The 22,588-nt window shown below is 59.5% G+C and carries 22 protein-coding genes; 13 read left to right on the top strand and 9 right to left on the bottom strand.

Features of this window, described 5'->3' with window-relative positions; genetic code table 11:
- Positions 1-2: 2 nt before the first annotated feature.
- From dxr to pyrH, 5 genes are all read right to left on the bottom strand, one after another.
- On the bottom strand, positions 3-1,166 hold the full coding sequence (gene dxr, locus ACG74X_RS06240) for a 1-deoxy-D-xylulose-5-phosphate reductoisomerase (protein WP_411233288.1): 1,164 nt from the start codon (positions 1,164-1,166) through the stop codon (positions 3-5).
- Positions 1,163-1,951, bottom strand: coding sequence for a phosphatidate cytidylyltransferase (locus ACG74X_RS06235; protein WP_411233286.1), 789 nt, complete (start codon positions 1,949-1,951; stop codon positions 1,163-1,165). Before ACG74X_RS06235 ends, dxr begins: the two co-directional genes overlap by 4 nt.
- On the bottom strand, positions 1,948-2,685 hold the full coding sequence (uppS, locus tag ACG74X_RS06230) for a polyprenyl diphosphate synthase (protein ID WP_411233285.1): 738 nt from the start codon (positions 2,683-2,685) through the stop codon (positions 1,948-1,950). Before uppS ends, ACG74X_RS06235 begins: the two co-directional genes overlap by 4 nt.
- A gap of 26 nt (positions 2,686-2,711) precedes the next feature.
- Positions 2,712-3,275, bottom strand: a complete 564-nt coding sequence (gene frr / locus ACG74X_RS06225; protein ID WP_411233284.1) for a ribosome recycling factor — start codon at positions 3,273-3,275, stop codon at positions 2,712-2,714.
- Positions 3,276-3,405: 130 nt separating this feature from the next.
- A complete protein-coding gene (gene pyrH, locus ACG74X_RS06220) occupies positions 3,406-4,155 on the bottom strand; it encodes a UMP kinase (RefSeq protein ID WP_411233283.1) in 750 nt (249 codons plus the stop codon).
- Positions 4,156-4,291: 136 nt separating this feature from the next.
- On the opposite strand from pyrH, the gene miaA reads away from it, so the two are divergent.
- The 5 genes from miaA (at position 4,292) to ACG74X_RS06195 (ending at position 11,618) form a co-directional block, all read left to right on the top strand.
- On the top strand, positions 4,292-5,197 hold the full coding sequence (gene miaA, locus ACG74X_RS06215) for a tRNA (adenosine(37)-N6)-dimethylallyltransferase MiaA (RefSeq protein WP_411233282.1): 906 nt from the start codon (positions 4,292-4,294) through the stop codon (positions 5,195-5,197).
- A gap of 192 nt (positions 5,198-5,389) precedes the next feature.
- Positions 5,390-7,060, top strand: coding sequence for an ABC transporter substrate-binding protein (locus tag ACG74X_RS06210; RefSeq protein ID WP_411233281.1), 1,671 nt, complete (start codon positions 5,390-5,392; stop codon positions 7,058-7,060).
- 116 nt (positions 7,061-7,176) lie between these two features.
- Positions 7,177-8,223 (top strand): ABC transporter permease, encoded by a 1,047-nt coding sequence (locus tag ACG74X_RS06205; RefSeq protein WP_411233280.1) that lies wholly within the window; start codon positions 7,177-7,179, stop codon positions 8,221-8,223.
- 17 nt (positions 8,224-8,240) lie between these two features.
- On the top strand, positions 8,241-9,434 hold the full coding sequence (locus ACG74X_RS06200) for an ABC transporter permease (RefSeq protein WP_411233279.1): 1,194 nt from the start codon (positions 8,241-8,243) through the stop codon (positions 9,432-9,434).
- A 99-nt stretch (positions 9,435-9,533) separates the two neighbouring features.
- Positions 9,534-11,618: a dipeptide ABC transporter ATP-binding protein gene (locus tag ACG74X_RS06195; RefSeq protein ID WP_411233278.1), complete on the top strand. Its 2,085-nt coding sequence runs from the start codon at positions 9,534-9,536 to the stop codon at positions 11,616-11,618.
- 12 nt (positions 11,619-11,630) lie between these two features.
- Here the strand turns inward: ACG74X_RS06195 and ACG74X_RS06190 are convergent, their stop codons facing one another.
- The gene (locus ACG74X_RS06190; protein WP_411233277.1) at positions 11,631-12,248 is read right to left on the bottom strand and encodes a lytic transglycosylase domain-containing protein; all 618 of its coding nucleotides are present in this window, start codon (positions 12,246-12,248) and stop codon (positions 11,631-11,633) included.
- A 210-nt stretch (positions 12,249-12,458) separates the two neighbouring features.
- Between ACG74X_RS06190 and ssb the strand changes: the two genes are divergently transcribed.
- A complete protein-coding gene (gene ssb, locus ACG74X_RS06185) occupies positions 12,459-12,968 on the top strand; it encodes a single-stranded DNA-binding protein (protein ID WP_411233276.1) in 510 nt (169 codons plus the stop codon).
- A 42-nt stretch (positions 12,969-13,010) separates the two neighbouring features.
- On the opposite strand, the gene aroB is transcribed toward ssb, so the two are convergent.
- Together aroB and ACG74X_RS06175 are read right to left on the bottom strand one after the other, a co-directional pair.
- Entirely contained in the window at positions 13,011-14,111 is a 1,101-nt protein-coding gene (gene aroB, locus ACG74X_RS06180; protein ID WP_411233275.1) for a 3-dehydroquinate synthase, read from the bottom strand.
- Positions 14,108-14,698, bottom strand: coding sequence for a shikimate kinase (locus ACG74X_RS06175; RefSeq protein ID WP_411233274.1), 591 nt, complete (start codon positions 14,696-14,698; stop codon positions 14,108-14,110). Before ACG74X_RS06175 ends, aroB begins: the two co-directional genes overlap by 4 nt.
- A 90-nt stretch (positions 14,699-14,788) precedes the next feature.
- On the opposite strand from ACG74X_RS06175, the gene ACG74X_RS06170 reads away from it, so the two are divergent.
- From ACG74X_RS06170 to ACG74X_RS06155, 4 genes are all read left to right on the top strand, one after another.
- On the top strand, positions 14,789-14,938 hold the full coding sequence (locus tag ACG74X_RS06170; protein ID WP_411233273.1) for a hypothetical protein: 150 nt from the start codon (positions 14,789-14,791) through the stop codon (positions 14,936-14,938).
- Positions 14,928-16,484 carry a hypothetical protein gene (locus tag ACG74X_RS06165; RefSeq protein ID WP_411233272.1) on the top strand — a complete coding sequence of 519 codons (1,557 nt, stop codon included), beginning with the start codon at positions 14,928-14,930 and terminating at the stop codon, positions 16,482-16,484. Before ACG74X_RS06170 ends, ACG74X_RS06165 begins: the two co-directional genes overlap by 11 nt.
- Entirely contained in the window at positions 16,481-17,407 is a 927-nt protein-coding gene (locus ACG74X_RS06160; RefSeq protein WP_411233271.1) for a site-specific tyrosine recombinase XerD, read from the top strand. The genes ACG74X_RS06165 and ACG74X_RS06160 overlap by 4 nt, the downstream gene beginning before the upstream one ends.
- A gap of 68 nt (positions 17,408-17,475) precedes the next feature.
- Positions 17,476-18,792, top strand: coding sequence for an HlyC/CorC family transporter (locus ACG74X_RS06155; protein ID WP_411233270.1), 1,317 nt, complete (start codon positions 17,476-17,478; stop codon positions 18,790-18,792).
- Positions 18,793-18,840: 48 nt separating this feature from the next.
- Here the strand turns inward: ACG74X_RS06155 and ACG74X_RS06150 are convergent, their stop codons facing one another.
- A complete protein-coding gene (locus ACG74X_RS06150; protein ID WP_411233269.1) occupies positions 18,841-21,255 on the bottom strand; it encodes a GcvT family protein in 2,415 nt (804 codons plus the stop codon).
- Between the two features lie 13 nt (positions 21,256-21,268).
- On the opposite strand from ACG74X_RS06150, the gene ACG74X_RS06145 reads away from it, so the two are divergent.
- From ACG74X_RS06145 to ACG74X_RS06135, 3 genes are read left to right on the top strand one after another with little or no spacing between them, the layout of a single operon-like run.
- On the top strand, positions 21,269-21,670 hold the full coding sequence (locus ACG74X_RS06145) for a hypothetical protein (RefSeq protein WP_411233268.1): 402 nt from the start codon (positions 21,269-21,271) through the stop codon (positions 21,668-21,670).
- Positions 21,564-21,902 carry a glycine cleavage T C-terminal barrel domain-containing protein gene (locus tag ACG74X_RS06140; RefSeq protein WP_411233267.1) on the top strand — a complete coding sequence of 113 codons (339 nt, stop codon included), beginning with the start codon at positions 21,564-21,566 and terminating at the stop codon, positions 21,900-21,902. Before ACG74X_RS06145 ends, ACG74X_RS06140 begins: the two co-directional genes overlap by 107 nt.
- A gap of 58 nt (positions 21,903-21,960) precedes the next feature.
- Positions 21,961-22,566: an NTP transferase domain-containing protein gene (locus tag ACG74X_RS06135; RefSeq protein WP_411233266.1), complete on the top strand. Its 606-nt coding sequence runs from the start codon at positions 21,961-21,963 to the stop codon at positions 22,564-22,566.
- Positions 22,567-22,588 lie beyond the last annotated feature (22 nt).

The following is a 22,588-nucleotide window of genomic DNA, read 5'->3' as shown; positions in this document are numbered from 1 at the left end:
CTTTATTTGTTCATGATTTCATCTGCCCTTACCCGAGCGAGATGGTCTGCATGCATCACGTTATCAAGGGTGATGGCGGCATCAATGTGGCCCGGTTGGGCCGAAACTCTGGAAAGAACCTCTTCCACAACCGATGCAATCTGCTGAAATCCGATGCGCCGATCCAGAAACCCGTCAAGCGCCCGTTCCTTGGCGGCATTGAACACAGCGCCCGCCAGACCACCTGTTGCCATCACCTCTCTGGCAAGGCGCAACGCGGGCCAGCGCTGCTCGTCGGCGGGGCGGAAGGTCAGCTGTCCAAGCGACACAAGATCAAGCCGTTCAACAGGCAGCGCCTTGCGCTGGGGATAGTGCAGGGCAAACCCGATCGCGTGGCGCATATCCGGCGGGCCAACATGCGCCATCAGCGCGCCGTCCTGGAACCCGACCAGCGCGTGGATCATCGATTCGGGATGAACCACGGCTTCGATCTTTGCCGGGGCGATCTGAAAAAACTCTTTTGTTTCAATCAGCTCAAGCGCCTTGTTAAACATGGACGCGCTGTCGATGGTGATGCGCTGGCCCATGTCCCAATTGGGATGCTGGGCGGCCTGTTCCGGGGTTGCAGCGGCCAGATCCTCTAACGGCCAATCGCGAAACGCGCCGCCAGAGGCGGTGATGATCACGCGCTCGATCGCGTCCAGATCTTCGCCGATCAACGCCTGAAACACCGCTGAATGTTCACTGTCGACGGGCAAGATCCGCGCGCCATGTGCTTTGGCGGTGGACAACATCAGCGGGCCTGCGCAGACCATGCTTTCCTTGTTGGCAAGTGCCAGGCTTGCGCCCTGTTGCAGTGCGGTCAGCCCCGGTGCCAGACCGGCTGATCCGACGATTGACGACATCACCCAATCCGCCGGGCGCGCCGCCGCATCAATCAAGGCTTGCGGGCCTGCGGCAGCTTCGACACCTGATCCAGCAAGCGCCTGTCGCAGATCATTCAACAAATGCGAATGAGCGGTGACGGCAACATCCGCCTTGAACGCGATGGCGTCTTTCGCAAGTTGCGCGATATTCTGACCACCGGTCAGCGCAACGACATCATAGGCGTCCGGATCGCGGCCAATCAGGTTCAGCGTGTTCTGCCCGATAGAGCCGGTGGCCCCGAATATCGTCACCCGCCTCATTCGGACCCCGGAGGAAAACCAATAAGCTGCCCTGCAATCACGATAAAGATCGCCGCCCCCAGCATCCCGTCAAACCGGTCCAGCAACCCACCGTGACCGGGAATGAGGTTCGAGCTGTCCTTGACGCCGGACCGCCGTTTGATCGCGCTTTCGGCGATATCCCCAATCTGGCTGGCCATGCTGACCGCGACGCTGACCCCGATCAGCCCTGCCCCCGCTTTGGTGGCACCGGCAAACATCACGGCCAGCACCGCAGAACCGGCCCATCCAGCAACCGTTCCGGACCATGTTTTCTTGGGGCTGACGCGGGGCCAAAGTTTGGGCCCGCCAATCAACCGACCGGCAAAATACCCGGCGATGTCGGTCACAACCACCACAAGCAGCAGCCAGACCATCCATGTCAGGCCGAAGTCATCGCGCAACGCCATCAGCCCGTACCCGGCCAACTGGATCAGAGCGGTGAACACCGCATATGTCACGCCGCCGTTTTCCATACGGCCAAGGCCCAGCATGGACGGAATCAGCAACAGTGGCAGCGCAAAAGAGGCCGGCAGTTCTATCGCCACCATGGCAGCGGCACCCGACGCGACGCCCAATATCAAGGCAGACCGGTTGCGCGCGGTGTCGAGCATGGTGACAAGTTCCCACACCATAAGCCCCACCACCACAGAAATCAGCGCATGAAACCATAACCCGCCAAGCCAAACCCCCAGCGCGCCAATGCCCACCATGGCCACCGCGGAGGCAAGCCGCGGCAACAGATCGTCCCACTTGCCGGTGGTCATGCCCGCACGGCCCCAAAGCGCCGATCCCGCGCGCCGAAGCCTCCTACTGTTGCCCGAAACTCGTCGGCTGAAAAATCCGGCCAGAGCGTGTCGATAAATTCGTATTCCGAATAGGCCGATTGCCACAGCAGGAAATTCGAAATACGGGCTTCTCCGCTGGTACGGATCACCAGATCCGGATCGGGAAGAACGCAAGTGTCAAGATACTTTGGCAGCGTTTCTTCATCCACTGCTTCAGGATCAAGCCTGCCTGATGCAACATCCCGCGCCAGACGTTTGGTGGCCCGGGCGACCTCGTCGCGGCCACCATAATTGATGGCGATGGTCAGGTTGACGGTGCGGCACTCTGCGGTCAGCGCCTCAAGCTCGTCCATCATCGCGACCAGTTTTTTATCAAGGCGCACGCGGTCGCCGATGAACCGCACGCACACGTCATTGGCCTTGAGCGCCTTCGCCTCGCGGGTGATGTAGCGGCGAAACAGGTTCATGAGGCCCGCCACCTCGGACTGGGTGCGTTTCCAGTTCTCGGTCGAAAAGGCGAATACCGTCAGATAATCGACCCCAAGCTCGGGACAGGCTTCGACGATTTCGCGCACCCGCCGTGCCCCGGCCTGATGCCCGAATAAACGCGGCCGACCGCGTTGCGCGGCCCAGCGGCCATTGCCATCCATGATGATCGCCACATGGCGCGGACCGTCGCCAGTCTGTTTAGGCTGAGGCTGGGGCTGTGCCATCGTGCCGACGTCCTTCCTGCGGATGCTCAGACTTGCATGATCTCTTCTTGCTTCGTCTCCAAAGCGGCATCAATCTTTTTGATGTAATCGTCGGTCAGTTCCTGGACTTCGGTTTCCCAGAATTTCTGGTCATCTTCTGACATGCCCTCGGCCTTGGCCTTTTTGATCTGGTCCATACCGTCCCGGCGAATGTTGCGAACCGACACGCGGGCGTTTTCCGCATAGCTTCCGGCAACCTTGCCCAGCTCGCGACGGCGTTCCTCGTTCAGTTCGGGGATCGGCAGCATGATGATCGTGCCATTCAGTTGAGGATTGATCCCCAACCCGCTTTCGCGAATAGCTTTTTCAACTTTCCCGACCAGTCCCTTGTCCCAGACATTCACCGTCACCATACGCGGTTCCGGCACGTTCACCGTGCCCACCTGATTGATCGGGGTCAGGCTGCCATAGGCGTCCACCATCACCGGCTCAAGCATTGACGCGCTGGCGCGTCCGGTGCGCAATGACGCGAATTCGGTGCGCAAATTGGCCATCGCACCGTCCATACGGCGCGTCAGATCATCGGTATCAAGTAGAAAGTCGTCTGCCATGTGGCCCTCAAGATCGAATTTTTGTGCTTTTATTGGGTTCTAAGCGACGCGCGCCCGAAAGTATAGCGTCTTGGTGGTTGTTCGGACCCAGCAGTCGCGTTCTGACACCCCAAGATCATAACCGCGCCGACTAGCCGGACGCGTATGTCCCGGGGTGAACGATTGTATAGGTGCCCTCGCCTGCCAGAATTCCGCGAAACCCGCCGGGTTCATCAAGGGAAAACACAATGATTGGCAGATTGTTGTCGCGCGCCAGCGCAATGGCCGATGCGTCCATGACACCAAGGTTTTTTTGCAGCACCTCGTCATAGGTGACCTTGTCATACCGGACTGCATCATCATGTTTTGCCGGATCTTTGTCATAGACCCCGTCCACCTTGGTGCCTTTGAAGATTGCCTCGCAGGACATTTCGTTGGCGCGCAATGTGGCGGCGGTGTCGGTGGTGAAATACGGATTGCCGGTGCCTGCCGCAAAAATGCAGACCCGGTGTTTTTCAAGATGCCGCACAGCCCGGCGACGGATGTAGGGTTCGCACACCTGATCCATCGGAATCGCACTGATCACGCGGGTGAACACGCCCAGTTGCTCAAGCGCGGACTGCATGGCAAGGGCGTTCATGACCGTCGCCAACATGCCCATATAGTCTGCGGTGGTGCGCTCCATCCCCTGTGCCGAGCCTTGCAGGCCGCGAAAGACGTTGCCGCCGCCGATCACCATACAAATCTCGACGCCCAGATCATGGACCGATTTCACCTCGCGCGCGATGCGCTCGACCGTTGGGGGATGCAGGCCGAACCCCTGATCGCCCATGAGTGCTTCACCCGATATCTTGAGCATCACACGTTTGTATTTGGGTTTGGGGGCGTCGCTGTCCGTCATATTGCGCTCCGTTTGGCCGAGAGTCTAAGGTTGCGCGCAAAATGTCGGAAAAGCAGCAGGGGAGCAAGGCGCAGTCACGCCGCAGGTCAATCCCGTGCAGCCGGGCCGTCAAAGACAAGGATACAGGCGCGTCACCGTGGATATTTCAAAGCTTATTTCGGGCCTGTCCCCGACCACACCGGTGCTGATCGCAGGTCCGACGGCGAGTGGAAAATCAGACCTTGCACTGCGGATTGCCGAACAACAGGGCGGGATCGTGATCAATGCCGATGCCATCCAGGTCTATGCCGATTGGCGCATCTTGACCGCGCGCCCGTCTGTGCAGGACGAGGCACGCGCGCCGCATGTGCTTTATGGGCATGTGGCACGCGACGTGGTCTATTCGGTCGGTGACTGGCTGCGCGATCTTGAACCGTATCTGGACGCCGGCCCAAGACCGATCATCGTTGGCGGCACCGGTCTTTATTTTACCGCGCTGACGCAGGGCCTTGCGCGTATTCCCGAAACGCCGGATGCAGTCCGGGCCGAAGCCACGGCGCGGATCACCGATCACGGGCATCGCAGTCTGATCCCGGACCTGGATGCTGACACCCGATCACGGATTGATCTTGAAAACCCAATGCGGGTGCAGCGCGCCTGGGAAGTGTTGCGCAGCACCGGCACCGGGTTGGCTGCGTGGCAGGATGCAACCCCACCGCCCCGTCTGAGCCTTGCGGATGTGCAGGCCTTTGTCGTTGATGCGCCGAAAGACTGGCTGACGCCGCGCATCGAACACCGCTTTGCACGTATGATCACTGCAGGCGCACTGGACGAGGCGCGCGCCAATAAGGAGGGCTGGACGCCCGATTTGCCGTCCTCCAAAGCCATCGGAGCCGCCGAGCTGATGGCCGTACTGGACGGTCACATGATAATAGAGCAAGCCAGCGAGCGCGCCAGCATCCTGACCCGCCAGTTTGCCAAACGTCAGCGCACCTGGTTTCGGTCCCGGATGGGCCACTGGACATGGCTTGAGGCCGCAGAACTTGAGGTCGCAATAACATAAGACTGATTTGCATCTTGCGGCATGTCGCAATATGACAAAGACAATGTCGTTTTCAGACCCAAAAAGGCTCAATCTGGCGATTGATGCCAAGAGCCGCATCAGACGCACTGCGTCGATGATACCTTTGTGCAGGGCCCAACGGCCATTTGCCTCATTCCACAAAAACAAGACACGTGTCACAGGGAGAAACACATGACGCATCACACACCGATCAATCGGGTGCACCCGTCCGCCGAAATGTACGCACAGGAATTCAAAGATGGACATCTGGACCGTCGCGAATTTCTGGCACGGACAACCGCGCTGGGTGTGACCGCCAGCGCGGCCTATGCGCTTGGTGGATTGGCCCAGCCTGTGCAAGCGTCCGAACACGCGCAACAAGGCGGCACCATCCGCTTCCAGATGGAAGTCCGCGCGCTGAAAGATCCGCGCACCTATGACTGGACGCAGATTGCGACCTTCACCGCCGGGTGGCTGGAATATCTGGTCGAATACAACAATGACGGGACGTTTGAGCCCATGCTGCTGGAAAGCTGGGAGGCCAACGACGACGCGACAGAATACACGTTGAAGGTGCGTCAGGGCGTCAAGTGGAACAATGGCGACGACTTCACCGCCGAGGACGTGGCCCGCAACATCGAAGGCTGGTGTGATACCACGCTCGAAGGCAATTCGATGGCCGCGCGCATGGCGTCGCTGGTTGACAGTGACACCGGCAAGGCCGCCGAGGGGGCGATTACCGTTGTCGATAGCCATACGGTCCTGCTCAAGGCCAGCGTGCCGGACATTACGCTGATTCCGGGCATGGCGGACTATCCCGCCGCGATCACACATTCGAGCTTTGACGCCAACACCATGCTGGCAAACCCGATTGGCACGGGGTTCATGCTGCCCGAAAGCCACGAGGTGGGTGTGAAGGCGGTGCTTGTGCGCAACGAAGGCTTTGATTGGTGGGGCTACGCGGCGGGCAAAGGCGGCTATATCGACCGCATCGAATTCATCGATTACGGCACCGACCCGGCGGCGTTCCTGGCGGCATATGAATCCGAAGAAATCGACATGAACTGGGAATCCGTGGGCGAATTTATCGACGTGTTCGATGCGATTGGGCTGACCCGCTCGGAAATCCCGTCCGGCTTTACCATCGTCATTCGTCCCAACCAACTGGCCGAGGATGATGAGGGCAACAAGATCTATGGCGACAAGCGGGTCCGTCAGGCGCTTGCGATGGCAATTGACAATGAAATCTGCCTTGAGCTGGGGATGGCCGGATATGGTATCGTGGCTGACAACCATCACGTCGGACCGATGCACCCGGAATACCACCCCGATATCACCCGCCTGCCCTATGATCCTGCCAAGGCCAAGGCGCTGATGGACGAGGCCGGCATGGGCGACTTTGAACACGAGGTGCAATCCATCGACGATGATTGGCGGCGCAACACCACGGCGGCTGTTGTGGCCCAGCTGAATGATGCGGGCATCAAGGCCCGTCACACGGTTTTGCCCGGATCGACCTTTTGGAACGACTGGACGAAATACGCCTTTTCGTCGACCAACTGGAACCACCGGCCCTTGGGCACACAGGTTCTGGGCCTTGCCTATAAATCAGGCGTCGCATGGAACGAGTCCGGTTTTGCCAATGACGAATTCGACGCGCTGTTGGCCGAAGCCAATTCGCTGGCAGATGTCGACGCGCGCCGCGAGGTGATGGGCAAGTTGCAGTCGATCATGGTGGAGGAAGGTGTCACAATTCAACCCTACTGGCGAACCGCCATGCGACATCATCGTGACAATCTGGTCGGCGTCGACAAGCACATCGCCGACCTGCCGCAATTGTACAAGTTCGGCTTTAAGGCCTGAGCATGGTCAAGACAGCCGCGCCCATCCGGGCGCGGTTTTTTCGCTGTGATCGGGCGAAGACAATAAAAAAATATAATCTGTCGTGTCCGAAGCGGCGTCCACCAACAGGGTGAACCATGGGACTTTTTATACTTCGGCGTCTTGGCATCATGATTCTGACCGGTCTGTGCCTGACGTTTCTTGTTTTTACGTTAACCAACCTCTACCCAAATCTGGAAAAGCTGGCCAAGACGCAGGGCAATTTCCGCATGAGCGATGCCGAGGTCAGCAGCTTTCTGGAACGCGGCGGGTATCTTCAGCCGACACTTGTCAAATACGGCGAATGGCTTGGCGTGTTGCCCTCCTACCGGCATGAAAACCCCGATGGCAGTATTCAGGGCCGGTGTATCCTGCCCGGTCAATCCCCCGAAGAAGCACCCGAGTTCTGCGGCGTGCTGCAGGGGTATTGGGGCTTTTCCACGGTGTTCAAAGACGAGGTCGGCAGCATCATCGCAACCCGGCTGAGCCTGACCGGCAAGCTGATGTTCTGGGTGATGGTCCTGATGGTGCCGTCGGCGCTGATACTGGGGGTTTTGTCGGGCATGAACGAGGGTTCAAAAACCGACCGCACGCTGTCGACGGTTGCCATCACAACCACGGCGACGCCGGAATACGTGTCCGGTGTGATCTTGATTGCGGTGTTTGCATCCTCGGCGGTGGGGCTGAAATGGTTCAAAGGCACGGCAACCTCTGCGATGGAGAACGCCAATTTCGAGAATTTCTTTCTGCCGGTGCTGACCATCTCGCTTTATGGCATGGGATATATCGCGCGAATGACGCGGGCGTCCATGGCCGAGGTCATGACCGCGCAATATATCCGCACGGCGCGCCTGAAAGGTGTGAGCTTTCCGAATATCGTCATCAGACACGCCTTGCGCAATGCGCTGATCGCGCCGTTTACCGTCATCATGCTGCAGTTTCCCTGGCTGCTGAACGGGGTGGTCATCGTTGAAACCCTGTTCAATTACAAAGGCTTTGGCTGGACGCTGGTGCAAGCGGCCAGCAACAACGACATCGAGCTTTTGCTGGGGGTGTCGGTGGTGTCGGTCTTTGTGGTGCTGATCACGCAGCTGATCTCTGACATCGGTTACGTTTACCTCAACCCACGCATCAGCGTCACCTGAGCGCAAGGAGAGCACCTATGGAGCCGCTCAGCTGGTTTGAAATATTCACCCGCGTCATCCTGCAGTTCATGCCTGTCTGGATCTCGCTCATTGTCCTTTTTACGCTGTCGATGGTCTATAAACGGCGGCTGGGTTTGTACGGCAAGCTGTTTGACTCAACCATCGGCATGATCGGTTTTGCGCTTGTCATGTTCTGGGTGTTCACCGGAATTTATGGGGCGATGGACATGATCATCACCCATGACCCGCTGGCCCAGGTGTCGGGCATGAAAAACAAGGGTCCGGGCACCGCCCTGCGCAGCCCGGATGAGGGTCAATACGCCTATTACCTGTTCGGCGGCGACAACCTGGCGCGCGACGTGTTCAGCCGCATGATCAAAGGGGCCTGGATTGTGGTTCAGATTGCGCCGTTGGCAACGCTGTTTGCCTTTATGGTCGGCATCACACTGGGCCTGCCAGCCGGGTATTATGGTGGCAAGCTGGATACATTTCTAAGCTTTCTGGCCAACCTGATCCTCGCCTTTCCGGTGATCTTGCTGTTTTATCTGCTGGTGACACCCGAAATCGTCGAAACCGGCATCCCAAGCTATATGGCCACGGTTTTGTTTGTGTTTCCGTTGATCTTTGTCGGCGTCTTGCTGAATTCGCGCTACAAGACCCAGCCCGGATTGCGCACGCCGATGTTGATCGTGGTTCTGGGAATTATGGGATGGCTGTACCTGTCGCTGATCTCTGAGACGGGATCAAAGGTTTCTGTCTTGCCGGAATTTATGGACCTGTTCAACGTGTCGGATGGCATCCTTGTGGTGTTTGTGTCGGTGGTCTTTGTCAATTCGCCTACGGTGTTCCGGATTGTCCGGGGGCTGAGCATGGATATCAAGACCCGCGATTACGTGGCGGCGGCACAAACACGGGGCGAAGGGCCGTGGTATATCATGCTCTGGGAAATCCTGCCCAACGCCCGTGGCCCCCTGATTGTCGATTTCTGCCTGCGCATTGGCTATACGACGATCCTGCTTGGCACGCTGGGGTTCTTTGGTCTGGGCCTGAGCCCGGAAAGCCCGGATTGGGGCACAACGATCAATGACGGGCGGCGGCTGTTGCAGGTCTACCTGCATCCCGCAATTGTGCCGGCCCTGGCCTTGTTAAGCATGGTGCTGGGTCTGAACCTGCTGGCCGATGGTCTGCGCGAGGAATCGCTGCGCGATTGAGACAGGGCGGACTGGGGGCGCTGCCCCCAGACCCCCGAGGTATTTCAAGCCCAAAGATGCCATGACGGCAAACCGGGCCCCCCGATAGGGAGAGACAAGATGAAAGACGCCTATGACGGCCCGATCCTTGAGATCGACCAGCTTTCGATTTCCTTTTTCACGCGGCTGCGGGAAATCCCGGCGGTGATGGATTTTTCGGTCAAGGTGATGCCGGGCGAAGCGGTGGGGCTTGTCGGCGAATCCGGATGCGGCAAATCCACGGTTGCTTTGGGGGTGATGCAGGATCTTGGCCGGAACGGTCAGGTTGTAGGCGGGTCCATCAGGTTCAAGGGCCGTGACCTCAACAGTATGAGCCAGGAAGAGTTGCGTCAGATCCGGGGTTCGGAAATCGCCATGATCTATCAAGAGCCGATGGCGTCACTGAACCCGGCGATGAAGATCGGCAGGCAGCTGATGGAAGTCCCGATGATTCACGGCGCGGCGTCCGAGGCAGAGGCGTTGCAGCGCGCGTTGCAGGTGGTCACGGATGTGAAACTGCCCGATCCCAAGCGAATTCTGGACAGCTATCCGCATCAGCTTTCGGGTGGTCAGCAGCAGCGGATCGTGATCGCGATGGCGTTGATGGCCGAGCCGTCTTTGCTCATCCTGGACGAGCCAACCACTGCGCTGGACGTCACGGTCGAGGCTGCGGTTGTGGCGTTGGTCAAGGAGCTGGGCCAGAAATACGGCACGTCGATGCTGTTTATCAGCCACAATCTGGGCCTCGTGCTTGAGACCTGCGACCGGTTATGCGTGATGTATTCCGGCGAAGCGGTGGAAACCGGGTCGATCGAGGATGTGTTCGACGACATGCAGCACCCCTATACACAGGCGCTGTTTCGGTCGATCCCGTTGCCGGGCGCTGACAAGAACGCGCGGCCCTTACGGGCCATTCCGGGCAATTTCCCCCTACCCCACGAACGTCCGGCGGGCTGTAATTTTGGCCCGCGCTGCGATTATTTCGAGGCCGGGCGTTGCGATTCCGGCGCCATCAAAATGGCTGCGGTTGCGGGAAATGACCGTCACAGCACGCGCTGTCTGCGGTTTCAGGAGATCGATTGGTCCGCACCACTGGATGCGGCCGAGACCACACACAAGCCAGAGCCCGGTCAAGTGGTTCTCAAGATAGATAATCTCAAAAAATATTATGAGGTCGCGGCGAACGCGCTTTTGGGCAGGTCTGGTGACAAGAAGGTGGTCAAAGCCAATGAAACACTGAGTTTTGAGGCTCGCGAATCCGAAACCCTGGCCATCGTCGGCGAATCCGGGTGCGGCAAATCCACCTTTGCCAAGGTCCTGATGGGGTTGGAGACGGCGACCGAAGGGCAGATCCTGCTGGACAACGGCAATATCGAGGCAACGCCGATCGACGCGCGGGACACCTCTACCATTGCGGATGTTCAGATGGTGTTTCAAAATCCGTTCGACACGCTTAATCCGTCGATGAGCGTCGGTCGCCAGATCATCCGCGCGCTGGAGGTGTTTGGCGTCGGGGAGAATGACACCGCACGCAGGCAGCGGATGCTGGAATTGCTGGATCTGGTCAAACTGCCGCGCGCTTTTGCCGATCGGATGCCACGGCAGTTGTCAGGGGGGCAAAAGCAACGTGTCGGCATTGCACGCGCCTTTGCCGGAAATGCCCGCATCGTGGTTGCGGACGAACCTGTGTCGGCGCTGGATGTGTCGGTCCAGGCGGCGGTCACGGATCTGTTGATGGAGATCCAGCGCGAACAAAAGACAACCCTTCTGTTCATCAGCCATGACTTGAGCATCGTGCGCTATCTGGCTGATCGCGTTATGGTTATGTATCTTGGGCATGTAGTGGAAATGGGATCGACGGATCAGGTGTTTTCGCCGCCCTATCACCCCTATACCGAGGCGCTTTTGTCAGCCGTGCCCATTGCGGACACGCGGGTGGACAAGAAACACATCGTTCTGGAAGGCGACATTCCCTCGGCCATGAACCCGCCCTCGGGCTGTCCGTTCCAAACGCGGTGCCGCTGGAAATCAGAGGTGCCGGGCGGGCTTTGCGAGGTGGAGGTGCCACCGCAGCGTGAGCTTGCAAACGGTCATCAGATCAAATGCCATCTGACCGACGCGCAGCTTGCCGAAATGGAGCCGGTTATCCAGATCGCAGCAGAATAAAGAACCGGGGGTTTAGCGCCCCCAGATCTTTTTCACGTAGTTGCGGGTTTCGCGATAGGGCGGGATGCCTTTGTGCTTTTGCACCGCACCCGGCCCCGCATTATAGGCCGCCAGCGCCAGACGCCAGTTTCCGAAAGTGCGGTATTGCTGTTTGAGATAGCGCGCGCCGCCTTCGAGGTTTTGCGCGGGATCAGTGGGGTCAACGCGTAGATCGCGCGCGGTTCCGGGCATCAATTGGGCCAACCCGATCGCACCCTTTGACGAAATGGCGCGCGGGTTGAAATTTGATTCCTGCTGGACAAGCCGCAGGAACAGATCTTCGGGAATCCCATGCCGGCGCGCCGCATCGCGGGCCATGCCGGAATAGACACCCGTATAGCGGCCACGGTATTGCGGCAATGCCCCGTCACCACCGGTGTCGCCCCATTTGGTAGGAGTGACCACTTTGGGTGGCTGCAGCCGGATCGAGCTTTTGTATTGCTGGGCGGCGCGGGTGTCCAGAACGCTGGTTTTGCTGGAAAACAACGCCGAGCGATTCTTGGTAGACAACACTTCGGCACTGGCCATTCCGGCCCCCAACAGCGCTGCTGCGCTGATGATGGCGATCAATCCCTGTCTCGCTGCTGGCATAAATCCGCACGCCCCATGTAAAGAATTTGCGTGGTTATAGTCTGGTTTTGGTTTTCACACCAGCCTTGGTTGATCATGAATTCTTAACCACAATTGGATGATACCGGAAGACACAGGCGGCATTAGCACATGGCATCTGCGGGATGCGATGGGTATTGTCCCGCAAGCGGCGCGCTGCGTCAGAGATTCGATCAGGAAAATGGGGGACCCATGGCCGGTTCAGTTAACAAGGTCATCATTGTCGGCAACCTGGGGCGTGATCCCGAAGTGCGGACATTCCAGAACGGCGGCAAGGTGTGCAACCTGCGTATCGCCACGTCCGAAAACTGGAAAGACCGCAACACAGGCGAACGGCGGGAAAAGACCGAATGGCACAGCGTTGCCATCTTTTCCGAACCGCTGGCCCGCATCGCGGAACAATATCTGCGCAAAGGGTCCAAGGTGTATATCGAAGGCCAGCTTGAAACCCGCAAATGGCAAGATCAGTCCGGTCAGGACCGGTATTCAACCGAAGTGGTGCTGCGTCCCTATCGCGGTGAACTCACGCTGCTGGACAGCCGTGGTGACAGCGGTGGCGGTGGCGGCGGCTATGGTGGCGGCGGCAGTGACTATGGCGGCGATTACGGGGGCGGCGGTGGCGATTACGGCGGCTCAAGCGGCGGTGGCGGTGGTCCGGCCCGCGCACCGGCCCGCGACATTGACGACGAAATTCCGTTCTAGACCGAAAAACCGATGGGGCATCACCGTTTTCCGCGCGGTGCCCTATCCGGCCTTCAGGGTGTCCAGAACAGCGGCTTTCGGAACGTCCGACGTGACAAATGCCGATCCGATGCTTTTGGCCAGGATAAAATGAATTTGGTCCGCGATAACCTTTTTGTCCTGGCCCATCAGGCGCAACAAGGTCTCTGCATCGGGCAAATCCCCGTCGATATCGGCCAGCCTGACCCGCATCCCCATTCGAGCAAGCAATTGACGCACGCGGCTTGGTTCTTCTTGTGCGCACAGGCCCAGCCGCGCGGACAAATCAAAGGCCAGCCCACAGCCTATGGCGACGCCTTCGCCATGTAACAGCCGATCCGAATAGCCGGTCGCGGCCTCCAGCGCGTGGCAAAAGGTGTGCCCCAGATTCAAAAGCGCGCGGTCGCCCTGCTCGGTTTCATCCCGGACCACAATATCCGCTTTCATTTCCACCGAGCGGCGGACCGCATAGGCCAAGGCCTCTGGGTCACGCGCGATAACGCGGTCTGCGTTCTGCTCTTGCCACGCGAAAAACGCGGCATCGCCCAGCAAGCCGTATTTCACCACCTCGCCATACCCGGCCAGAAAGTCACGGTCGTTCAAGGTGTTGAGAACCGCAATATCGGCCAGAACCAAAGCGGGTTGGTGAAATGCGCCGATCAGGTTTTTGCCCTGCGGCGCGTTGATCCCGGTTTTCCCGCCCACCGAACTGTCGACCTGCGCCAAAAGCGATGTCGGGATCTGCACAAACCGCACCCCGCGGCGCAATACGGCGGCGGCAAAGCCGACCAGATCGCCAATGACCCCGCCACCCAGGGCGACAACCATATCACGGCGTTCGATCTTTTGCTCCAGCAGCCATTCCACGGTGCGTTCAAAATGCGGCCAGCTTTTGGTGGACTCGCCAGCTGGCAGCGTCAGGGTGACAGAGGTGATTCCCTCCGCCTTCAAAGCGGCGTTCAAGGCAGACAAATGTCGTTCGGCGACGTTGGCATCGGTCACAATCGCAACGCGCGGACGGTCCAGCAAGGGCGCAATCTCGGCACCTGCCCGCGTCAGAAGATCGGGACCGATCCGCACGTCATAGGCGCGGGTGTCCAGGGGGACGTGAACCGTTTCGGTCATTCCAGTACCTCCATCACATCAGGACGCGTGCGCAGCGCGTCAATCACACGATGCGCCATATCATCAATCGACAGGTTCGGTTCCGATGTCACGGTCAGATCGGCCTTTGCGTAGACTGGCACACGTTCGTTATACAGCCGGGTCAGCGCGGCCAGCGGATCGGGCACCCGCAACAGGGGCCGCGTGTCCTTGTGTTTTACCCGGCTCCAAAGCAGCGGCAGGTCCGCGTTCAGCCACACGGCCACGCCTTTTTTCGCGATCATCGCCCGGTTCGCATCGGACATGAACGCGCCGCCGCCGGTCGACAAGACGCCCTGCTCTTCCTCCAACAGACGGTCGATCACCTGCGCTTCTTTCAGGCGAAAAAACGGCTCGCCGTCGCGCGCGAAAATCTCGGGGATGGTCATGTTGGCGGCTTTTTCGATCTCTGCGTCCGAATCCAGAAAAGGTGCATTCAGCAGCGCGGCCAGGGCCTTGCCCACAGCGGTCTTTCCGGCCCCCATCATCCCCACCAAAACAACGGTTTTTTTGAGTCTCGCCTGCATCGCCCGGATTGAAACCCTTGTATCTCGGCCATCTGCCGCCACTTTTCTGATAATGCTGGCTGAATGACGTGATCTGGGGCAAAAGGCCAGTTATAAGTTGCAAAAAATCAACGAGGCAGGGTGAGGGTGTCCATGGGGCGCGTAATTAAATGGCTGATCTATCTGTTGATCATTGGCGGATTGGCGCTCGTGGCGTATGCCTATGTGGGGCCGTATTTTGGGGCGGATTTTTCACCGCCGCAGACTGAGATTCGAAAACCTGTGACATTGGATGCGAATTAGGACTGCTATCATTCTGTTGTGTCTGAGCGCCGGTCACGTGGGTGCGCAGGACACGCCTTTATCGGCGATTGACTGGCTTGCCGTGCAACGCGATGTGGCACCGGTGGTGGCGATCCCGCCGCCGTTGAATGAAAACCCCGTCGCCGAAAGCGCCTCTGTCCCGGATGTAGAGGTGCAACCGCTGGACACGCCGTCAATCGGTGGCGTGGGTTTGTTGCCCAGCACGATGACAGGGCTGCCCGCGACTTTGTGGCAAGGCAGCACAGAAGCCGATCTCGTGGCGGCGCTGGACCGGCTGCATCGCCGCAAACCGTCGGTTCCGGCGCTGGATTCTCTGATGCATACCCTGCTTTTGGCCGAAGCCGCTCCGCCCAACGGCAGCGATGGCGCTGCATTGTTGGAGGCGCGGCTTGAGACGCTCTATAATCACGGTCTGGTGGCCCCGGCCGAAGCCCTGGCCGAGCGTGTTGGGACGCTGACCCCGACGCTGTTCGATCAGGCGTTTGATCTGGCTCTGATCACCGGCTCTGACGCGGCCCTGTGTCAGCTTTTGACGGAACAACCGGGGCTGAGCAACGATCTGCCGACCCGGATCTGGTGCGCCACGCGTGACGGTGATTTTCCGCTGGCAATGACTGTCTATCAGACCGGCAGCGCGCTTGGACAATTGTCCAAGCTGGATACAGAGCTTTTGCTGCGGTTTCTTGATCCTGAATATGCCGAAAACACCCAACCCCTGCGCCCTCCGGTGCGTCCGACCCCGCTTCAGTTCCGGTTGTTCGAAGCCATCGGAGAAGCCTTGCCAACCACACCTTTGCCCCTGCCCTTTGCGGTTGTTGAACTGAGCGGTGATTCCGGCTGGCGCGCCCAATTGCAGGCGGCGGAACGGCTGGCGCGGGCGGGTGCGATTGATGGCAACCAGCTTCTTGGGGTCTATACCGAACAATTGCGCGCCGCGTCTGGCGGGATCTGGGACCGTGTCGAAGCGCTTCAGCGGTTTGAAACAGCGCTGAACACCCGTGATCCCGGCGCGATTGCATCTTCCTTGGAAAAGGTCTGGCCTCAGATGCGGACGGCTGGGCTGCTCGTGCCGTTTTCGAACCTGTTTGCATCGCGCTTGCAGGGGCTGCCCTTAAACCCGCGCGCCGAAAGGATTGCCGGGTTTGCGGGCCTTTTGTCAGACAATTACGAAACCGTAGCGCAAACGCTTCGGACCAGCGACGATCCCGATCTTGCTTTTCTGGCCAAGCTTGCACAGGGCGATACATCGGCCGCGCGGCGTTTGGATGTGCCGCATGCCGCTGCCTTGAACGCGGCATGGTCAACACCCCCTGACGCCCCCGAAGATCTTGCGGCGATGGCGGCGCAAAACCGGCTGGGCGAGGCGTTGCTCGCTACATTGCTGCGGTTCGAGACCGGTGCCGAAGGCCGCCCCGCCGAATTGACCGAGGCATTGCAGACCCTGCGCGCGTTTGGATTGGAAGACACCGCCCGCCGGGCCGCGTTGCAGCTGGCCATCCTTGACATGGAAGGGGCGCGCAGATGAGTGACATCCACTGGATTGCAGCATTTCTTGATGCACAGGCCGCTGAACGCGGAGCAGCAACCAACACGCAACTGGCCTATGCGCGCGATTTGTCCGATTTCACCGATTGGCTGACACGCGAAGATCTGTCGCTGTCGGATGCGCGAAAACCGGATGTGGAATCCTATCTTGTTTATTGCGACGCGCAGGGTTTGGCAAAATCCACGCGGGCGCGTCGGTTGTCGGCGATCAAGCAACTGTATCGTTTCTGCTTTGAGGAAGGGTTTCGCGACGACAATCCAGCGGTTCAAATCAGCGGACCAGGGCGCGACAAACGGCTTCCGAAAACCCTGTCAACACAAGAGGTTGACCAATTGCTCGACGCAGCCTCCGGCTATGGCCGCACCGACGCTGACAAACAACGCAACATCTGTTTGATGCAATTGCTCTATGCAACCGGCATGCGCGTCAGCGAACTGGTGTCCTTGCCGCTGACATCGGCTAAGGGCGATCCACGGATGCTGTTGATCAGGGGCAAAGGCGGCAAGGAACGGATGGTGCCGCTGTCCCCACCGGCGCGCACCGCGCTGCGCGACTGGCTGGCGACGCGGGAACGCATGGAGGATACCGCCCGCCAAAACGGCAAGCCCGCCTCAGCGTTTCTGTTTCCGTCTCGTGCCAAGTCCGGGCATCTGACCCGGCATGCTTTTTACGTTCTGATCAAAGAACTGGCCGTCAAGGGCGGCGTCTCGCCGGGCAAGGTCACGCCGCACACGTTGCGCCATGCGTTTGCCACGCATCTTCTGGCCAACGGGGCGGATTTGCGCGCGATCCAGACCTTTCTGGGCCATGCCGACGTGTCGACCACTGAAATATACACCCATGTTCTGGAAGAACGGCTCAAGGAATTGGTGCTGGATCACCACCCGTTGGCCCGGGACTAGGCGCTTGCCCTTGAACGTATCGCCCTGCATCCCCATAACCCTGTAAAGCTTTCAACACGTTGGACCCAATGGAACCCGCAACGACCGCGGCAGATGCCGCTTTCTGGATCACCGCCTCCGCAATTGTCGGGCTTTTGGTGCTATCCGCCTTTTTCAGTGGCTCTGAAACCGCCTTGACCGCCGCATCGCGCGGCAAACTGCGGTCGATGTCTGACAAGGGCTCCAAAGGCGCAGAGCGCGCCTTGAACATCACCGAAGACAATGAACGCCTGATCGGGTCCGTGCTGCTGGGCAACAACCTGGTTAACATTCTCGCCACGTCGCTGGCGACCGCGTTGTTCACGCGCCAGTTCGGGGAATCCGGTGTGGCATTGGCGACGCTTGTGATGACGCTGCTGGTTCTGATCTTTGCCGAAGTGCTGCCCAAAACCTATGCCATCACCAATGCCGAAACGGCCGCGAGCCGCGTGTCGCCGGTGATTGCCTTGGTGATCCGGGTGTTTTCGCCGGTTGTGGCCGCAGTCCGGGTTCTAGTGCGCGGTGTGCTTCGGGTGTTCGGTGTCAAAACTGATCCGGACAGCCATATTCTTGCCGTGCGCGAAGAAATCGCAGGTGCGCTGCAGCTTGGCCATTCCGAAGGTGTGGTTGAAAAGGAAGACCGGGACCGGATTCTGGGCGCGCTTGATCTGAGTGATCGCACCGTCGAAGAAATCATGCTGCATCGTTCGAAGATTGAAATGATCGACGCGGACAAGGCTCCTCAGGATATTCTGCAACAATGTCTGGCATCCAGCCACACACGGCTTCCGGTGTTCCGGGACGATCCCGAAAACATCATTGGTGTTGTGCATGCCAAAGACCTGTTCCGCGCCATGTACCGGTTCCTGCAGGAAAGCGAAAAGCCCATGGAGGCGCTGAAAGATTTCAATTTTTCAGACGTTTCGATGAAACCCTATTTCATTCCCGAAAGCACGTCTCTGGACGATCAGATGCGCCAGTTCCTGCGCCGTCACACGCATTTTGCGCTGGTGGTCGACGAATACGGCGCGCTTCAGGGTTTGATCACACTGGAAGACATTCTTGAGGAAATCGTCGGCGAAATCACGGACGAGTTTGACCCAGATGACGAAAACAACGTCAAGCGGGCGGAGGACGGCAATTACTGGATTGAGGGGGCGATGACGATCCGCGACCTTAATCGCGCGCTGGATTGGTCCCTGCCCGATGACGAAGCCAACACAGTGGCCGGTCTGGTGATCCACGAAGCCCAGATGATCCCGACCATTGGCCAATGCTTCAGCTTCCACGGCTTCCGATTTGAGGTCGCCCAGCGCGACAACAACCGCATTACGGCACTCAAGATCAGACCACTTGCACCCGAGTAACGCCGGGGCGCTGCCCCGGACCCCGGCATATTTGGAAAAAGAAGAACATCAGGTGCGCAGTCTGGTGCCATCGGGGTCAAATGGCGGCTGATCAAGGATCACGGCACGGTGCGGACGGCCCAGGACCATCACGTCAACCGCCTCTCCTGCGACCGGGTCTTTGACATAGCCAAGCGCCAGCGACATTCCCACATGGTAGCCATAGCCGCCCGAAGTCACGCGGCCGATGCCGCTGCCGTTTCTGAATATCGGCTCACCGCCGGTGGCGTCCGCATTGGACGCCTCTGTGTCATCAGGGTCCAGCGCCAGAAGCACCAGGCGTTCGCGCGGTGCCTGTTCCATATTGGCCAGCGCGGCATCGCGGTTCAGAAACTTCTTGTCTGACCGGCAGAACCGCGCAAGCCCGCATTCCTGCGGCCAGTATTCGGGGCTGTATTCCCTGCCCCAAGAGCCATAGCCTTTCTCCAACCGCAGGCTCATAAGCGCGCGGCTGCCCACGGGTACGGCACCGACCTTTTCCCCCGCTTCCAGCAACGCGGCATAAAGCGCGACCTGATCCGTGGCGCGGCAATGCAATTCCCATCCCAGATCACCGGTAAACGACACCCGCAGGGCCATCACGTCCATCCCGGCGATTTCGATTTGTCCGGACCGCATGAACGGCCAATCGGCTGTCGCAAGGGATGTGTCGGTCAGCCCCTGCAGCAGCACACGGCTGTGCGGGCCCGCCACGTTAAACCCGCACCATGTGGATGTCAGGCTTTCGAACACTGTGCCTGCGGGCAATGGCACGGCATCGTAGAACCGTTGCTGATAGCGCTCTGCCATGCCGGAACTGATCACCCAGAACGTGTCATCGGCCAGCCGCGTGACCGTCGCCTCCCCGGCGATCCCGCCGCGTTTGCCAATGAGAGGGGTCAAACAGGACTGCCCGACTATGCGCGGCATTTTGTTTGCAAAGACCGACGCCAGCCAGTCCTCGGCCCCCGGTCCCGTGACGCGGTACTTGGCAAAGGTCGAGATGTCGATGATGCCCGCCCTGTCGCGCAGGGTGCGCGCCTCATGTCCAACAACATCCCACCACGGCTGACGTGTGAACCCGGCGCTGTCCTTTACGTCGTTCGAGAAATAAAGCGGATGTTCCCATCCGGTGCTCAGACCAAAGACCGCCCCCATGTCCTTTTGCATCCGGTAGGCCGGACGCAGGGTCAGCGGTCGGCCAGCCTCGCGTTCCTCGCCGGGGAAATGGATTTTGAACCGGTGCGCGTATTGATCGCCGACCCGCGCCTTGGTGAATGCGGCATCCGCCCAATCACCGAACCGCGCCACATCCCAGGTGAACATGTCGTATTGCATGTCTCCGTCGATGATCCATTGCGCCGCCATCAGGCCCATGCCGCCGGATTGCGAAAAACCCGGAATGATGCCGTTGCAACAGAAATAGCCCTGTTTGCCGGGCAGCGGCCCCAGCAGCACGTTGCTGTCCGGGGACCAGATCATCGGTCCATTGATCACCCGTTTGATTCCGGCCTTGCCCACAACAGGCACCCGGTCAATCGCGCGCATCATGTTGTCTTCGATCCGTTCCAGATCATCGGCAAACAATTCGTGTCCAAACTCCTGCGGGGTGCCGTGCTCGGCCCAGAACCGCACATCCTTTTCGTATGCGCCGACCAGCAGGCCCTGACCCTCTTGGCGCAGGTAATACTCTCCGTCGCGATCCGCAACAGACGGCAACCGGCGGTCCATGGCGGCAATCTCGGCAATGGTGTCGGTCACGAAATACTGGTGTTCGGTGGGCAAAAGCGGCAGCGTAATCCCGGCCAGAGCCGCCACCTCGCGCCCCCACAACCCGGCGGCGTTCACCACCCATTGCGTGTGAATGTCGCCCTTGGGTGTGCGCACGATCCATGTGCCGTCCGACTGCTGGTCCGTCGCGGTCACCGGCGTGAAGCGATGGATCTCTGCGCCGCGCTGCCGCGCGCCTGCCGCATAGGCTGCGGTCACGCCGGACGGATCGACATTGCCGCCATCGGGTTCGAACATGATGCAGCGCACCCCGTCGAAATTGACCAGCGGGTGCAGGTCTTCCGCCTCCGCGCGGCTGACCTCGTGAAAGCTCATCCCGTAAAGCCGCGCTTTCGCCTCTTGCAGCCGCAACTGATGCTCTCGGGCTTCGGTTTGCGCCAAATAAAGCGATCCGGGCTGAAACACACCGCAGGATTGCCCGGTCTCGGCTTCCAACTCTTTATACAGGGTCATCGTATAGTGCTGGATGCGGCTGATATTGGTGCTGTCATGCAGCCCGTGGATGTTGGCCGCCGCGTGCCATGTTGACCCCGATGTCAGCTCGTCCCGTTCGAGCAGAACAACATCGCACCAGCCCAGCTTGGTCAGATGGTAAAGGATCGAGCATCCAATCACACCACCGCCAATCACAACAGCCTGAGCGTGGGTTTTCATACGAGTCACTCCAATGGGTCCGCCCCACCCTTTGCGTCGCAGCGCACCGGAGGTTGCCCTGTGCCGACACCCGGTGTCGTTTTCGGGCAGGACGCACAGAACCCGGCCCGCACATGCTTGGGCCAACAACGCGATGGCATCGAGCATTGCGCAGCGCATCAGCCATACCGGCGCTTTGGGATACGAGATCTATTGCGACCCGATTTCGCAACGGCAGTTTTGGCACCCGCTTTGGGACGCGGGCAAAGACCACGGCATGCGCCCTTTTGGTATGCCCGCGATGATAAGCCTGCGGCTGGACAAGTTCTTTGGTTGGGGGTCTGTCCGAGTTTTCGCCCGATTATCCGACCGCCGAGGCCGAGAGGACCACACCCCACGCGCGGATTTTAGGCGTCGTTGCCGCAGATGCGGATGACGCGGACGTGCAGGGGTATAAACTGATCTGGAATGACGAGAAGCTCTGCGGCTTTTGTACCTCCGGCGGATACTCGCACCCTGCCGACCCGTCCATCGCACTGGGGCTGATCCCACGCGGGCTGGTGCAGGATGGGCTGCGCACCCAGATTGAAATTCTGGGCCAGATGCGGAACGCTGTGCTGATCACCACGCAGTTCTGTGATCCGGATGGCGCGCTGATGCGCATTTGAGTTCAGTCGCAGATCGCGCTAAGACGCGCTGCCCCAACTGGACACACCCGCGCCTTTTATGACCAAAATCGCCATCGTCATTCCCGCCGCCGGTGCAAGCCGTCGCATGGCTGGCCGCGACAAGCTGCTTGAACCCGTAGATGGGTCTCCATTGCTGTTCGGAATAGCACAGCGCGCCGTGCAAGTGTCGGACGCGGTGTTTGTAACGCTGCCGTCAGGTCCGTCCCTGCGGCGCGACACAATCGCGGATTTGGCAGCGACCCCGGTCGAGGTTCCGGATGCGCAATCGGGGATGTCGGCGTCATTGCGGCGGGTTTTGCCCTACCTGCCCGACGAACTGATGGGGGTGATGGTGCTTCCGGCGGATATGCCGGATATTCGCAAAGAGCATCTGGAGCAGATGATCCGGGCCTTTCGCGCGACCGAAGGCGACACCATCCTGCAAGCCACAAGCGAAACAGGCGTGCCGGGCCATCCCGTGATCTTTCCGGCAGCGCTTGCCACGGGCTTTGCGCGGCTGAGTGGCGACACCGGGGCAAGGTCCATTCTGAAGGCCAACTTGCACCGCGTGCGCCGCGTTGCCTTGCCCAAAGACGTCGCGATCACCGACCTTGATACGCCAGATGCCTGGGCAGCGTGGCGCGCACAAAACCCGGACAGGTAGGGTGTGGATAAGTTTGCGGACA

The sequence above is a fragment of the Marivita sp. S0852 genome (assembly GCF_046591575.1).
GTDB lineage: Bacteria > Pseudomonadota > Alphaproteobacteria > Rhodobacterales > Rhodobacteraceae > Marivita.
This window is presented reverse-complemented; position numbering and strand designations above follow the sequence as displayed.

Coding starts and splice junctions, on each gene's coding strand:
- dxr (WP_411233288.1), bottom strand. CDS start 1,166: ATGAGGCGGGTGACGATATTCGGGGCCACCGGCTCTATCGGGCAGAAC.
- ACG74X_RS06235 (WP_411233286.1), bottom strand. CDS start 1,951: ATGACCACCGGCAAGTGGGACGATCTGTTGCCGCGGCTTGCCTCCGCG.
- uppS (WP_411233285.1), bottom strand. CDS start 2,685: ATGGCACAGCCCCAGCCTCAGCCTAAACAGACTGGCGACGGTCCGCGC.
- frr (WP_411233284.1), bottom strand. CDS start 3,275: ATGGCAGACGACTTTCTACTTGATACCGATGATCTGACGCGCCGTATG.
- pyrH (WP_411233283.1), bottom strand. CDS start 4,155: ATGACGGACAGCGACGCCCCCAAACCCAAATACAAACGTGTGATGCTC.
- ACG74X_RS06210 (WP_411233281.1), top strand. CDS start 5,390: ATGACGCATCACACACCGATCAATCGGGTGCACCCGTCCGCCGAAATG.
- ACG74X_RS06205 (WP_411233280.1), top strand. CDS start 7,177: ATGGGACTTTTTATACTTCGGCGTCTTGGCATCATGATTCTGACCGGT.
- ACG74X_RS06200 (WP_411233279.1), top strand. CDS start 8,241: ATGGAGCCGCTCAGCTGGTTTGAAATATTCACCCGCGTCATCCTGCAG.
- ACG74X_RS06195 (WP_411233278.1), top strand. CDS start 9,534: ATGAAAGACGCCTATGACGGCCCGATCCTTGAGATCGACCAGCTTTCG.
- ACG74X_RS06190 (WP_411233277.1), bottom strand. CDS start 12,248: ATGCCAGCAGCGAGACAGGGATTGATCGCCATCATCAGCGCAGCAGCG.
- ssb (WP_411233276.1), top strand. CDS start 12,459: ATGGCCGGTTCAGTTAACAAGGTCATCATTGTCGGCAACCTGGGGCGT.
- aroB (WP_411233275.1), bottom strand. CDS start 14,111: ATGACCGAAACGGTTCACGTCCCCCTGGACACCCGCGCCTATGACGTG.
- ACG74X_RS06170 (WP_411233273.1), top strand. CDS start 14,789: ATGGGGCGCGTAATTAAATGGCTGATCTATCTGTTGATCATTGGCGGA.
- ACG74X_RS06165 (WP_411233272.1), top strand. CDS start 14,928: ATGCGAATTAGGACTGCTATCATTCTGTTGTGTCTGAGCGCCGGTCAC.
- ACG74X_RS06160 (WP_411233271.1), top strand. CDS start 16,481: ATGAGTGACATCCACTGGATTGCAGCATTTCTTGATGCACAGGCCGCT.
- ACG74X_RS06155 (WP_411233270.1), top strand. CDS start 17,476: ATGGAACCCGCAACGACCGCGGCAGATGCCGCTTTCTGGATCACCGCC.
- ACG74X_RS06150 (WP_411233269.1), bottom strand. CDS start 21,255: ATGAAAACCCACGCTCAGGCTGTTGTGATTGGCGGTGGTGTGATTGGA.
- ACG74X_RS06145 (WP_411233268.1), top strand. CDS start 21,269: ATGGGTCCGCCCCACCCTTTGCGTCGCAGCGCACCGGAGGTTGCCCTG.
- ACG74X_RS06135 (WP_411233266.1), top strand. CDS start 21,961: ATGACCAAAATCGCCATCGTCATTCCCGCCGCCGGTGCAAGCCGTCGC.